Consider the following 13,847-nt stretch of genomic DNA (forward strand, 5'->3'; position numbering starts at 1 on the left):
CGGGCACCAATGATTTGCCTTGCAGCAAACGCCTGCCATCGCCGAAACTGTTCGTCTGCCCGAACCCCGTCTTTCCCGGAGGGTGCCCCCATGGCCCACGAACTCTATACCCGCACCAATCAGAAAATCTATTTCGCCGGCCTGTCGCTTGAAGCCTTGGGCAAAGCCGAGCAGGGCCAGGCGATGAATGCCATGGCGCGTGTCCAGGCCGAGCGTGAATCAGCGCTGTTCCACCTGTACGGCGCCCTGCTGGGGTTGTGCCATGAGATCGCTGGTTTTTACCGGTTGCCCCAGGCGGCTACGCCGCGTGCCGAGGAGCTGTTGACTCGCGAAGTGCTGGCCCAGATCGCCATCCCGGAAATGGCCGAGCTGGTAGAGCTGGCCCAGGCGCCCGGCACCTGGGTGCATGAACTGCTGGCTGCCCACGCGGCGCTGCACCGGCCGCCCCAGGCGCCTAAAGTGGCCAAGGGCGATGTCACCCAGCCGCTGATCGTGGCGGTTAATCTGGACGCTCCCGAAGAGCCCGAGGCGCTGACCCGTGAGGTGCTCGAAGGCTGGCGCCAGCAGCTCAAGAGCCTGGCCGTTCGTTACCGTGATGGCCTCAGTGAGTGCTGATTGCGTCAACCGCTGCTACAATGGCGCCCTCACGTGGAGAACCCCTTTTTATGCCAACGTCCTTTCTTGAAATTGTCGAGTTGCCTGACGGCCGAATTGAACTGCGCCGCGCCGAGGATGAAGGCTCGCTCGTGACCTTGAACTTCTCTGAAGACGCCAAGGCATTCCTGCAGGGACAGCACGTTGAAGTCGCCAAGGCCATGCTCAGTGTCGGCGTGCAAATGGCCGGCAAGATGGTCGAAGGCGAAATCGAGAAAGAAGAAGGCCCGCGCGTTCTGCATTGAGCGCATGGCGCGGCAAGCGTCAGCGCGGCCCGGCAGCGGGCATCAGGCCATGCGAATGTTCAGGCTCTGGGCGTCACCGATGCGCGCGGCGGCAATCAGCTGTTGGCGAGCACCGACAGGCAGCGGGTTGAGCCAGCTGACCACGGTGTGGCTGCGGCCCAGGCGCAAGGCCTCACCCGCCAGTTGCAGTGCAGTCTGGTTACCCCCCGTTTGCAGGATCAGGATGCGCTCGCGGTTCAGTCCGGCGTCCCGAAGCCAGGCCTGGGTAAGGCTGGCAGGCGGGGCGACCAGGGTCAGCCAACGGGCATCCAGGTCTTCACTGAGTTCGCGCAGCATGGGTGCCAGCAGGTTCAGGCAGTTCCCAGCAGCGCCACGCAATGACACTTCGCTGAACGCTTCTGGCTGTGGGGCCGTCCAGGGCACTTCGCTTGCGTGGGTGAACAGCGGCGCGACAGGTTGGGCCATGAAGGCCTCGAACAAGGACAGTTGAGCCGGTTGCATCGGGTGTGGGAACTGCATGTAGCCTCCTTTATCGGCGTATGACGCCGACGCTCAAGCCTTCGATGACCAGGTCCTGGTCCTTGAGGTTGACTTCGATGGGTGCGAACTCGGGATTTTCCGCCAGCAGGAACACCTTGCTGCCTTCGCGCTTGAAGCGCTTGACGGTCACCTCGTCGCCGATACGCGCTACCACGATCTGGCCATTGCGGGCCTCGCGACAGGTGTGCACCGCCAGCAGGTCGCCGTCGAAGATGCCGACATCCTTCATGCTCATGCCGTGCACGCGCAGCAGGTAGTCGGCCCGGGGGTGGAAGAAGGTGGGGTTGATGTTGCAGGATTCCTCGATGTGCTGCTGGGCGAGGATGGGAGCGCCGGCAGCCACCCGGCCGATGATGGGCAGGGTGGATTCGTCGGCCTTGGCCTCGAAACCGGGAATACGAATACCGCGGGACGCGCCCGGGGTCATCTCGATGGCCCCCTTGCGCGCCAGCGCCTTGAGGTGTTCTTCAGCGGCGTTTGGCGACTTGAAACCCAGTTCCTGGGCGATTTCCGCGCGGGTGGGCGGGAAGCCGTTGTCGTCGAGGCAGCGCTTGATGAAAGCCAGGATCTCGGCTTGGCGTGGCGTCAGTTTCAGCATGTCGATCGCTCTGTCTTTTTATACAGTGACTGGGATTATATACAGTATGAGGGGCTTGGCAATCCTGCTTTCATTGCCGCTCGTCCCCCGGCTGCCCAGCGCCGTCCGGCGGTGGTGTGCAACGCACGGGCCAAAGGCCACTGCGGTGTGGTTAAATACGTGACCGGCCAGGCACAAAACGCCCGGCCAGGCTTGACACGGACATAGGTTGAAACGTATGTTTCAAACAGGTGTTTGTCAGGTGGAAATAGCATGGCCCAGTCGGAAACCGTTGAACGCATACTCGACGCTGCCGAGCAGTTGTTCGCGGAAAAAGGTTTTGCCGAAACCTCGTTGCGGCTGATCACCAGCAAGGCCGGGGTGAACCTGGCGGCGGTGAACTATCATTTCGGTTCCAAGAAGGCGTTGATCCAGGCGGTGTTCTCGCGCTTCCTGGGGCCGTTCTGCATCAGCCTCGAGCGTGAGCTGGAACGGCGCCAGGGCCGCCCGGAGCACAAGGCCAGCCTGGAAGAGCTGCTGGAAATCCTGGTCGAGCAGGCCATGGTGGTGCAGCCGCGCAGTGGCAACGACCTGTCGATCTTCATGCGCCTGCTGGGGCTGGCCTTCAGCCAGAGCCAAGGGCACCTGCGTCGTTACCTGGAAGACATGTACGGCAAGGTGTTCCGCCGCTACATGCTGCTGGTCAACGAAGCCGCGCCGCGCATTCCGCCGCTGGAGCTGTTCTGGCGCGTGCATTTCATGCTCGGCGCCGCGGCGTTCAGCATGTCGGGTATCAAGGCACTGCGGGCCATCGCCGAGACCGATTTCGGCATCGATACCTCCATCGAGCAGGTCATGCGCCTGATGGTGCCGTTCCTGGCCGCTGGCATGCGTGCCGACAGTGGCGTGACCGATGACGCCATGGCCGCCGCGCAGCTGCGCCCGCGCAGCAAGTCCACGGCCCCGGCGCTGGCCAAGGCCTGATTCACATGGCGATGGGCGTGGCGGGCTGCTTGGGCTAAGCTAGCGGCCCATGCTTATTTCGAATCCGCCGCGCTGCCCTGGCGCCGCCTCTTTCCCCTTACCGATGCCACCCCGTGAGGCCCAGCGCCTCGCGGGGTGGCGTGTGTGCACCCGCGAATCAAGGATTACCTCATGACTTCCCGCCTTCAAGGCTCGTTGATGGTCGATATCGCCGGCACCTGGCTGACCGCCGAGGACCGCCACCTGCTGCGCCAGCCAGAAGTGGCTGGGCTGATCATCTTTGCCCGCAACATCGAACATGCCCGCCAGGTGCGTGAGTTGACCGCGTCGATCCGCGCCATTCGCCCGGACCTGATCCTGGCCGTGGACCAGGAGGGCGGTCGCGTGCAGCGCCTGCGCCAGGGCTTCGTGCGCCTGCCCGCCATGCGCGCGCTGGCCGACAACCCCAACGCCGAGTACCTGGCCGAGCAATGTGGCTGGATCATGGCCACCGAAGTGCTGGCCGTAGGCCTGGACCTGAGCTTCGCGCCGGTGCTGGACCTGGACCACCAGCGCAGCGCGGTGGTTGGCAGCCGGGCATTCGAGGGCAACCCCGAGCGCGCCACGGCCCTGGCCGGTGCATTCATCAAGGGCATGAACGCCGCGGGTATGGCGGCGTGTGGCAAGCATTTCCCTGGCCACGGCTGGGCCGAAGCCGACTCCCACGTGGCCATTCCCAACGATGAGCGCAGCCTGGAGCAGATCCGCGCCCTGGACCTGGTGCCGTTCGCCCGTCTGAGCAAGCAGTTGGCAGCGGTGATGCCGGCCCACGTCATCTACCCACAGGTAGACAACCAGCCGGCCGGGTTCTCCCGGCGCTGGCTGCAGGACATCCTGCGCGGCGAACTGGGTTTCGACGGGGTGATTTTCAGCGACGACTTGTCCATGGCCGGTGCGCACGTGGTGGGTGATGCCGCCAGCCGTATCGAGGCGGCGTTGACCGCTGGCTGCGACATGGGCCTGGTGTGCAACGACCGCGCCGCGGCCGAGCTGGCCCTGAGTGCCGCGCAGCGCTTGCAGGTGACGCCTTCGCCGCGTATCGCTGGCATGCGTGGCCAGGCCTTCAGCAACGTCGAATACCGCCAGCACCCGCGTTGGCTGGAAGCTGTGGGTGCCCTGCGCGATGCTCAGTTGATCGACTGATGAGGCGCGGCGCCTGCTCCCCGGCGGGCGTCTGGTCCCGCCGGGGAGGCTGGGCCTAGCGCTTGCGCGGCTTGCGGCCGGGCAACGGCTCGAACAGGGCGTCGATGTCCTCGGGCGCAAGCTTCCAGTCGCCGGCCTCGCGGCCATCGAGAATACCGGCGGCCAAGGCCGATTTCTCCAGCTGCAGGTGCTGGATCTTTTCTTCCACCGTGCCTCGGGTAATCAGCTTGTAGACGAACACCGGCTTTTCCTGGCCAATGCGGTACGCACGATCCGTGGCCTGGTGCTCGGCGGCCGGGTTCCACCACGGGTCGTAGTGGATGACCGTGTCGGCCGCCGTCAGGTTCAGGCCCACGCCACCCGCCTTGAGGCTGATGAGGAAGATCTGCACCTTGCCCTTCTGGAAGTCCTGCACCGGCACCCGGCGGTTTTTGGTGGCACCCGTCAACAGGGCGTAGTCGATGCCGCGGTGTTGCAGTTCCTGTTCGATCAGCCCGAGCATGGAGGTGAACTGCGAGAACAGCAGAATGCGGCGCTTTTCCAGCAGCAGTTCCTCGATGATCTCCATCAGGCTGGCCAGCTTGCCTGAGCTGCCGCCGCGGCTGGGCGGCGTCGCGCTGTTGACCAGGCGCAGGTCGCAGCACACCTGGCGCAGCTTGAGCAGGGCTTCGAGAATGATGATCTGGCTGCGTGCCACGCCCTTGCGGTTGATCTCTTCGCGGACCTTCTTGTCCATGGCCAGGCGCACGGTTTCGTACACGTCGCGCTGGGCCTCGTTGAGCTCTACCCAATGGGTGATCTCGGTCTTGGCTGGCAGCTCGGTGGCCACTTGCTCCTTGGTGCGGCGCAGCAGGAACGGCTTGATGCGTGCATTGAGGTGCTGCAGGCGTTCCTGGTCGCCGTGCTTTTCGATGGGCACCCGGTAATCGCGGTTGAAGGCCTTGGCGTCGCCCAGCCAGCCTGGCAGCAGGAAGTGGAACAGCGACCACAGTTCGCCCAGGTGGTTTTCCAGCGGCGTGCCGCTCAGACACAGGCGCTGCCGCGCCTTGAGCTGGCGCGCCGCCTGGGCGGCCTTGCTGCCCGGTGTCTTGATGTACTGCGCTTCGTCGAGGATCAGCACGTGCAAGGGCACCTTGGCCAGCGCGTCGAGGTCTTTGGGCAGCAGCGCGTAGGTGGTCAGCAACAGGTCATAGTCGAACAGGTGGTCGAAATGCTTCTTGCGCCCGGCGCCGTGCAGGGCAGCTACCCGCAGGGTCGGCGCGAAGCGCTGGGCTTCATCCTGCCAGTTGGGGATCAGGCTGGTGGGCATCACCACCATGGCGGGGCGGTCCAGGCGCCCGGCGTTCTTCTCACACAGCAGGTGCGCCAGGGTCTGCAGGGTTTTGCCCAGGCCCATGTCGTCGGCCAGGATGCCGCCCACTTCCAGTTCGCGCATGGCTTGCATCCAGCTCAGGCCTTCGGCCTGGTAGGGGCGTAGCGTGGCGGCCAGGTCGGCTGGCGGTGGCGTGGGCTGGGTACGTATGTCGCGCAGACGTTCGGCGAAACCACGCAGGCGCTCGCCACCCTCCCAGCTCAGCGGCAGTTCCTTCAGGGCATTGAGCCGCGTGGCGTCCGGCGTCGGCAGGCGCAGGCGGGTCTCGCTGGGCTCATCGCGCAGGTAGAAGTCGCCCAGGGTCGAGAGCACCGGCTTGAGGCGGCCGTAGGGCAGCGCCACTTGCATCAGCTTGGGTTTGTTGTGCGCCTGGGGGCTGTGGATGGGCACCAGGATCTGCTCGTCATCGCGACGTCGGGCCAGTTGGGCCGGGTTGAGCAGCTCGGGGTGGGTGCGCAGCAGGTTGAGCAGGATCGGCAGCAGGCTCAGGCGTTCGCCATTGATCACGATGCCCAGTTCCAGGTCGAACCAGTCACGGTCCGGCGCCTCGTCCACTATCGCGTACCAGTCGTCCACAGGCGTCAGGTCGAAGGCGAAATCATCCGAATACTCGATTTCCCAGCCTTGCTCGCGCAGCAACGGCAGGTCGTTGAGTACAAAGCGCAGCCAGGCGCTGTCACTGGGCAGTTCGAATATGTCGCCGGCGCTTTCCGGTAGTGCCTTGCTTTGCCGGGTAGCGATGCGAAACCCCAGCGCTTGCAGGGTTTCGCGCAGGGCTTTTTCGCTCAGTGGCTGGCGGGCGACAGGCAATTCGTGGTGGGCGCGTGCGCTGGACACATACTGACCGGCATAGCCATACGCCAACGCCGCCCGGTGCTGGATGTGCCGCTGCATGCGACCGTTGCGCGGTTCGAAGGCGCTGAACTCGACGCTGCCCAGCCACAGGCGTGGCCGGGGTTCGAGGTGTTGCATCAGGTGTTCGGACATTTAGCGGGCAGACACCTTGTTCATAACCAGCGTGCTCATGAGGCCTTCGGCGCCAGGCGTTCGAACAGCGCTTCGAGGGTGTTGAAGCGCTCGTCGGCACGTTCCATCGGCACCATGAATTTGAACAGCGTGGCGCCTTCGAATTTGTAGCGGTTGGGCTGGCCCTGGATCAGCTTGATCAGCACCAGCGGGTCTACCGGGGTCTCGGCGGCGAACTCGATACGCCCGCCTTGCGGGCCGGCGTCCACCTTCTTGATGCCCAGGGTCTCGGCCTGCAGCTTGAGCAGCGTCAGGCGTACCAGGTTCTTGGTCGGCTCGGGCAGCAGGCCGAAGCGGTCGATCATTTCCACCTGCAGGTCCTTGAGGCCGTCTTCGTCCACCGCCGAAGCGATGCGTTTGTACAGGATCAGCCGTGCATGCACATCGGGCAGGTAGTCTTCGGGGATCAACGCCGGCAGGCGCAGGTTGATCTCCGGGCCGCCGCCCAGCGGCTGGTCGAGGTTGGGCTGTTCGCCCTTGCGAATGGCCTTCACGGCGCGTTCGAGCATTTCCATGTACAGGGTGAAGCCCACGGCCTGGATCTGGCCGCTCTGGCCTTCGCCCAGCAGCTCGCCGGCGCCACGGATTTCCAGGTCGTTGGTGGCCAGCACGAAGCCGGCGCCCAGGTCCTGGGTATTGGCGATGGCTTCCAGGCGTTTTTCGGCGTCCGGGGTAATCTGCTGGCGGGGCGGGGTCAGCAGGTAGGCGTAGGCCTGGTGGTGGCTGCGCCCCACGCGGCCACGCAATTGGTGCAACTGCGCCAGGCCGAACTTGTCGGCCCGCTCGATGATGATGGTGTTGGCACTGGGCACGTCGATGCCGGTCTCGATGATGGTCGAGGCGATCAGCACGTTGAAGCGCTTGTGGTAGAAGTCGCTCATCACCTGTTCGAGTTCGCGCTCGCGCATCTGCCCGTGGCCAATGCCGATGCGGGCCTCGGGCACCAGTTCGGCGAGGTCGGCGGCGCACTTCTCGATGGTCTTCACGTCGTTGTGCAGGTAGTACACCTGGCCGCCGCGCAACAGCTCACGCAGCAGCGCTTCCTTGACGGTGCTCTTGTTCTGCTCCATGACGAACGTCCGCACCGACAGGCGCCGCGCCGGCGGGGTGGCGATGATGGACAGGTCGCGCATGCCCGACACGGCCATGTTCAAGGTACGCGGGATAGGCGTGGCGGTCAGGGTGAGGATGTCCACTTCGCTGCGCAGGTTCTTGAGCTGCTCTTTCTGGCGCACGCCGAAGCGGTGTTCCTCGTCGATGATCACCAGGCCCAGGTTCTTGACCTTGACGTCGTCCTGCAGCAGCTTGTGGGTGCCGATGACGATGTCGATCTTGCCGTCGGCCAGTTCCTGCACGGCAGCGCTGACTTCCTTGGCCGACTTGAAGCGGCTCATCACTTCGACCCGCACGGGCCAGTCGGCGAAGCGGTCGCGGAAGCTGTTGTAGTGTTGCTGGGCGAGCAGGGTGGTGGGCACCAGGATCGCGACCTGGCGGCCGCCGTGCACGGCGATGAACGCCGCGCGCATGGCCACCTCGGTCTTGCCGAAGCCGACGTCGCCGCACACCAGGCGGTCCATGGGCTTGGGCGCGAGCATGTCCTCGCGCACCGCCTCGATGGCCGATTGCTGGTCGGGGGTTTCCTCGAACGGAAAGCCGGCACTGAAGGTGGCGTAATCCACGGTCGGGTCGGCGAAGGCGTAGCCTTTGCGTGCCGCACGCCGGGCGTAGATGTCCAGCAGTTCGGCGGCCACGTCGCGCACCTGTTCGGCGGCCTTGCGCTTGGCTTTCTGCCAGGTTTCCGAACCCAGGCGGTGCAGCGGCGCCAGGGCGTCGTCACTGCCGGTATAGCGGGCGATCAGGTGCAGGTTGGCCACCGGCACGTAGAGCTTGGCGTTCTCGGCGTATTCCAGGGTGAGGAATTCGGCCACCTGGTTGTCCACCTCCAGGGTCGCCAGCCCCAGGTAGCGGCCCACGCCGTGGTCGATGTGCACCACGGGCGCGCCTTCGCGCAGCTCGGTGAGGTTCTTGATGACTGCATCGTTGTTGGCGTCGGCGCGCTTTTCGCGGCGCCGGCGCTGCATCACCCGCTGGCCGAACAGCGGGCTTTCGGCGACCAGCGCCAAGGCCGGGTCGTCCAGTACCAGGCCCTCGTCCAGCGGGGCGATGGTGATGGCCAGGCGGTCCTTGCCGGTGGCGAAGTCGGTCCAGCTGTCCAGGGTCTTGGGTTGCAGTTTCAGGCGGCCCAGCAGTTCCAGCAGCACCTCGCGGCGGCCCGCCGATTCGGCGGTGAACAGCACGCGGCCGGGGAACTGGTCGAGGAAATTCGACAGCGCCGCCAGCGGCTGGTTGGCCTTGGCTTCGATGGCCAGGTTGGGCAGCGGCTGTGCCGGGAACCGATCACGGCCCACGCCCGGTTCGATGTCGGCCTGGCTGGCGACCACACGCGGCCATTGCTTGAGCCGTGCGAAGCAGTCCTCCACCGGCAGGAACAGTTCGGCAGGCGGCAGCAGCGGCCGCTGCTTGTCGATGCGGCGCTCTTCGTAGCGGTTGCGCACGTCGTTCCAGAAATTCTCCGCCGCCTGTTCGATGCCCGGCAGCGAGAACACCTGGGTGTCCTGGGGCAGGTAGTCGAACAGGGTGGAGGTTTCTTCGAAGAACAGCGGCAGGTAGTACTCGATGCCGGCGGGGGTGATACCGCTGCTCAGGTCCTGGAAGATCGGCGTGCGGCGGAAGTCCACGTCGAAGCGTTCGCGAAAGCGCGCCTTGAAGCGGGTGACGGCGTCCTTCTGCAGGGGGAACTCGCGCGCGGGCAGCAGGCGTACCGAGTCGACCTTGTCGATGGACCGCTGGGTCTCCGGGTCGAAGGTGCGCAGGGTCTCGATTTCGTCATCGAACAGGTCGATGCGGTAGGGCAGCTTGCTGCCCATGGGGAACAGGTCGATCAGCGCGCCGCGCACGGTGAATTCGCCGTGCTCGTACACGGTGTCCACGTAGCGGTAGCCGCTGGCTTCCAGGCGCGTGCGCATCTGCTCCACGTCGAGCTTCTGGCCCACGTCCAGCACCAGACTGCTGCCCAGCAGAAACTGCGTGGGCGCCAACCTGTGTAGGGCCGTGGTGATAGGCACTACCAGAACGCCGTGATCCAGCTCCGGCAGGCGGTACAGGCTGGAAATGCGCTGGGAAATGATGTCCTGGTGCGGCGAGAACAGGTCGTACGGCAGGGTTTCCCAGTCCGGAAAATGCAGCACGGGCAGTTGCGGCGCGAAAAAGCGCAGCTCCTGTTCCAGGCGGTCGGCACTCTGGCTGTCGGCCGTGAGCAGCAGGGTGAAACGCCGGGCGGCACTGGCTGCCTCGGCGATGGCCAGGCTCAGGGCGGCCCCAGGCAGGTTGCCCCAGGTGTGTTTCCCCGCGGTGGGGGACAGTAGCGGAAGACGCAGGACAGGCACGGGAGGTCGAGCTCCAAGCGTTGCGACAAAGACAACGATTGTACCGGCACCGGGCCGGGCTGTCAGTTTCGACCGCACGAAAACGAAACCTTGGCGCAAAAGCCCGGTCTATGAGCCTGTATCGACAGGCGCTCATTGCTCCGGGCCACGCCCGAAGTCATAATGTAGCCCCTTTTTTCAGTCCCTACATGTGGAAGGTTCCCGTGACTCAGAAGCCCGACCAGTGTCTTGGTGAATGGATCGATCGTGAAGCGCTCGCCGAGGCGATGATTCCGCTGATCGGTCAGCTCTACCGCAATAACAACGTGGTGAGCTCGATCTATGGCCGCAGCCTGATCAACCGTTCCGTCATTCAGATCCTCAAGGCCCACCGTTTTGCCCGGCATCGCCAGGCCGACGTCGTTGAACTGTCTGTCCACGAGACGTTCCCCCTGCTCAAGGCCATGAGCGAGCTGAAACTGGGCGCCGCTTCGGTGGACCTGGGCAAGCTGGCGGTCAAGTTCAAGGAAGAGGGCAACGGCCGTACTGCCGAGCAGTTCGTGCGTGAAGAAATGGCCGACATCGTGGGCCAGCAGAACGCTTCGCCGCGCAAGGGCAAGGACGTGGTGCTGTATGGTTTCGGTCGTATCGGCCGCCTGCTGGCGCGCATCCTGATCGAGAAGACCGGTGGCGGCGACGGCCTGCGCCTGCGGGCCATCGTGGTACGCAAGGGCGCCGAGAACGACCTGGTCAAGCGCGCCAGCCTGCTGCGCCGCGACTCGGTGCACGGCCCGTTCGATGGCACCATCACCATCGACGAAGCCAACAGCACCATCACGGCCAACGGCAACCTGATCCAGGTGATCTACGCCAAGAACCCGACCGAGGTGGACTACACCCAGTACGGCATCAACGACGCGCTGCTGGTGGACAACACCGGTGTGTGGCGTGACGCCGACGGCCTGGGCCAGCACCTGACCTGCCCGGGTATCGACCGCGTGATCCTGACCGCGCCGGGCAAGGGCAAGCTGAAGAACATCGTGCACGGGATCAACCACGGCGAAATCACCGCGGACGACAAGATCGTCTCGGCGGCCTCCTGCACCACCAACGCCATCGTGCCGGTGCTCAAGGCGGTCAACGACCAGTACGGCATCGCCAACGGTCACGTCGAAACCGTTCACTCGTACACCAACGACCAGAACCTGATCGACAACTTCCACAAGGGTTCGCGCCGTGGCCGCAGCGCCGCGCTGAACATGGTGATCACCGAGACCGGCGCCGCCACCGCTGCCGCCAAGGCCCTGCCTGAGTTGGCCGGCAAGCTGACCGGCAACGCCATTCGCGTGCCGACGCCGAACGTGTCGATGGCCATCCTGAACCTGAACCTGGAAAAGGCCACCACGCGCGAAGAGATCAACGAGTACCTGCGCCAGATGGCCATGCACTCGGACCTGCACAAGCAGATCGACTACGTGAATTCCCAGGAAGTGGTGTCCACCGACTTCGTCGGCTCGCGCCACGCCGGTGTGGTCGATGCCGAAGCCACTATCTGCAATGACAACCGCGTTGTGCTGTACGTATGGTACGACAACGAGTTCGGTTACAGCTGCCAGGTGGTGCGCGTGATGGAAGACATGGCCGGTGTGAACCCGCCTGCGTTTCCGCGCTAAGCTTCAGGCGGTGAAATGAGAAAGCCCCGGCAGAGATGCCGGGGCTTTTTTGTGGGAGGGCCGAACGACCGCGCCTGCCCTCAGGCCCGCGCGGCCTGCGCGGTGCGCAATGCATGTTTGTTGCCATGGAACAGCACCAGCGTGGCAATCAAGCCCAGCACCGCCGCGCCACTGAGCCAGATGCCCGGCGCCGCCTTGTTGTCCAGCACGTGGATCAGGTAGGTACAGGCCGCCGGAGTAAACCCGCCAAACGTGGCCGTCGCCAGGCTGTAGGCCAGCGAGAAACCGGTGGTGCGCACGTCCACCGGCATGATCTCGGTCAGCGCCACCACCATGGCGCCGTTGTACGAGCCATACAGGAACGACAGCCACAGCTCTACCATCAGCAGGCGTTCGAAGCTGGGTGCCTGGACCATCCAGCTCAGTGCCGGGTACGCCGTGAGAATCGCCAGGATGGTGGCGGCCAGCAACAGCGGTTTACGGCCGACACGGTCGGACACCGCACCCATCACCGGCAGCCAGATGAAGTTGGATATCCCGATCAGCACCGTGACCAGCAACGCGTCGAAGTCCGACAGGTGCAGTTCGGCCTTGCCGAAAGTGGGGGTGTAGGCCGTGATCAGGTAGAACGACACGGTGGTCATCACCACCAGGGCCATGCCGGCGATCACCAGGCCGAAGTTCGCGCCGATCGAGCGGACCACTGCCTTGAGGGTGGGGCGGTGGGTGCGGGCCTGGAATTCCGGGGTTTCTTCCAGTGAGCGGCGAATCAGGAAGATGGCCGGCACGATCATGCAGCCCACCAGGAACGGCACCCGCCAGCCCCAGTCGCCCATTTGTTCGGGGCTCAGCCAATGGTTCAGGCCTACCCCCAGCAGGCCTGCGAACACCACCGCGGCCTGCTGGCTTGCCGATTGCCAGCTGACGAAAAAGCCCTTGCGTCCGGGGGTGGAAATTTCCGCCAGGTACACCGACACCCCGCCCAGTTCCACCCCGGCCGAAAAGCCTTGCAGCAGTCGCCCCAGCAACACCAGCAGCGGCGCGACCACGCCCAGGGTGGCGTAACCAGGGACGAAGGCGATCAGCAGGGTGCCCATGGCCATCATGGCCAGGGTCACGATCAGCCCCTGGCGGCGCCCGTGGCGGTCAATGTACGCGCCCAGGAAAATAGCCCCCAGCGGGCGCATCAGGAAGCCGGCCCCGAACGTGGCCAGCGATAGCATCAACGAGGCAAAGGCATTGTCGGAAGGGAAGAAGGTCTTGGCGATGGCGGTGGCGTAAAAGCCGTAGACCATGAAGTCGAACATCTCGAGAAAATTACCGCTGACAACGCGAAATATCGCTTTGCCCTTGCCTGTAGTCGAGGCCATGGGAATGCACTCACTCAAGTTGTTGGGGGTGGGACGCGGTGCACAGTACCGCTGCGCAAAGCTCTGGTCAGGAATCAGGCCGCTCGGCGACAGAATTTTGTAACAACATGTTTGAGTGTAGGGCGCTGGCAGCGATTTTGCCTGCTGGGTGTAACGTTTCAGCGTACCTTTCAGGGTGTGCTTGAGTGCAGAAGTGACAGCCGCAAGTTGTCAGAAAGGCCCCTGGGTGCCAGCCATATATTCAGGTATAAACGGGCCAAGTCCTTGTCTTTGCTGGTAAAAAACACCTGGCCATTGCGCTCCACGCTCAACCCGCGGGCCGGGCCGTACACGAGGGCATAACGGTCACCGGCATGGATGTCGGTGAACGTGCGGTGCAGGCGATCAATTTCACCCCGGGCCGCCAGCAGTTGGTTGGGGTTGGCCTGGCGTTCCAGCGTGCGGTTGGCCGCCTTGATGACGTCGTCGCGGTCCACGTCATGGAAATAGAACAGTTCGAGGCGTTGGTCGCTGAAGCTGTCCACCGCCTGTTGCGGGCTGACCCCTGCCTTGGCATAGAAAGCAGCGGCGTAGACATCGACGAATAGGTAATTGAGCAGGGCCTGGTTTTTGCGCTCCAATGTCGGTGCCTGGCCCCACTGCGCCGCGAAATTGGCCTCACGCAGGCGATCCGCCGTATCGCCCAGTGCCAGCGAACAGAAGAAGAGCAGAAGCAACAGCGGCTTGTGGCGCATAATGGCGTCTTCCTCGAATGTCTGTCTCAAGGTTAAGTCAAAATTCGCCTTTTCACGCGCCATGC

The 13,847-nt window shown here is 64.3% G+C and carries 11 protein-coding genes; 5 read left to right on the top strand and 6 right to left on the bottom strand.

Features of this window, described 5'->3' with window-relative positions:
• Window positions 1-90: 90 nt before the first annotated feature.
• Window positions 91-615 (top strand): DUF6586 family protein, encoded by a 525-nt coding sequence (locus tag HWQ56_RS10025; protein WP_158157979.1) that lies wholly within the window; start codon window positions 91-93, stop codon window positions 613-615.
• Between the two features lie 50 nt (window positions 616-665).
• Entirely contained in the window at window positions 666-899 is a 234-nt protein-coding gene (locus HWQ56_RS10030) for a hypothetical protein (RefSeq protein ID WP_158157978.1), read from the top strand.
• 42 nt (window positions 900-941) lie between these two features.
• Here HWQ56_RS10030 and sulA read toward each other — a convergent pair whose 3' ends face one another.
• Complete coding sequence (gene sulA / locus HWQ56_RS10035) at window positions 942-1,418, bottom strand: SOS-induced cell division inhibitor SulA (RefSeq protein WP_158157977.1); 477 nt, start codon at window positions 1,416-1,418, stop codon at window positions 942-944.
• Window positions 1,419-1,428: 10 nt separating this feature from the next.
• A complete protein-coding gene (lexA, locus tag HWQ56_RS10040; protein WP_008368403.1) occupies window positions 1,429-2,037 on the bottom strand; it encodes a transcriptional repressor LexA in 609 nt (202 codons plus the stop codon).
• A 252-nt stretch (window positions 2,038-2,289) separates the two neighbouring features.
• Here lexA and HWQ56_RS10045 point away from each other — a divergent pair, with 252 nt between their 5' ends.
• A complete protein-coding gene (locus tag HWQ56_RS10045) occupies window positions 2,290-3,000 on the top strand; it encodes a TetR/AcrR family transcriptional regulator (protein WP_158157976.1) in 711 nt (236 codons plus the stop codon).
• A 171-nt stretch (window positions 3,001-3,171) separates the two neighbouring features.
• Complete coding sequence (gene nagZ, locus HWQ56_RS10050) at window positions 3,172-4,182, top strand: beta-N-acetylhexosaminidase (RefSeq protein WP_158157975.1); 1,011 nt, start codon at window positions 3,172-3,174, stop codon at window positions 4,180-4,182.
• 55 nt (window positions 4,183-4,237) lie between these two features.
• On the opposite strand, the gene HWQ56_RS10055 is transcribed toward nagZ, so the two are convergent.
• Window positions 4,238-6,541, bottom strand: a complete 2,304-nt coding sequence (locus HWQ56_RS10055) for a DEAD/DEAH box helicase (protein WP_176570336.1) — start codon at window positions 6,539-6,541, stop codon at window positions 4,238-4,240.
• A gap of 35 nt (window positions 6,542-6,576) precedes the next feature.
• Window positions 6,577-10,026 carry a transcription-repair coupling factor gene (mfd, locus tag HWQ56_RS10060; protein ID WP_176570337.1) on the bottom strand — a complete coding sequence of 1,150 codons (3,450 nt, stop codon included), beginning with the start codon at window positions 10,024-10,026 and terminating at the stop codon, window positions 6,577-6,579.
• 188 nt (window positions 10,027-10,214) lie between these two features.
• Between mfd and HWQ56_RS10065 the strand changes: the two genes are divergently transcribed.
• On the top strand, window positions 10,215-11,678 hold the full coding sequence (locus tag HWQ56_RS10065; protein WP_158157972.1) for a glyceraldehyde-3-phosphate dehydrogenase: 1,464 nt from the start codon (window positions 10,215-10,217) through the stop codon (window positions 11,676-11,678).
• 80 nt (window positions 11,679-11,758) lie between these two features.
• Here the strand turns inward: HWQ56_RS10065 and tcuC are convergent, their stop codons facing one another.
• Window positions 11,759-13,048 (bottom strand): MFS transporter, encoded by a 1,290-nt coding sequence (gene tcuC, locus HWQ56_RS10070; protein WP_158157971.1) that lies wholly within the window; start codon window positions 13,046-13,048, stop codon window positions 11,759-11,761.
• A 170-nt stretch (window positions 13,049-13,218) separates the two neighbouring features.
• Window positions 13,219-13,782 carry a chalcone isomerase family protein gene (locus tag HWQ56_RS10075; protein ID WP_158157970.1) on the bottom strand — a complete coding sequence of 188 codons (564 nt, stop codon included), beginning with the start codon at window positions 13,780-13,782 and terminating at the stop codon, window positions 13,219-13,221.
• Window positions 13,783-13,847: the final 65 nt, after the last annotated feature.

Origin of the sequence: Pseudomonas eucalypticola, from assembly GCF_013374995.1 — a bacterium.
Taxonomy (GTDB): domain Bacteria; phylum Pseudomonadota; class Gammaproteobacteria; order Pseudomonadales; family Pseudomonadaceae; genus Aquipseudomonas; species Aquipseudomonas eucalypticola.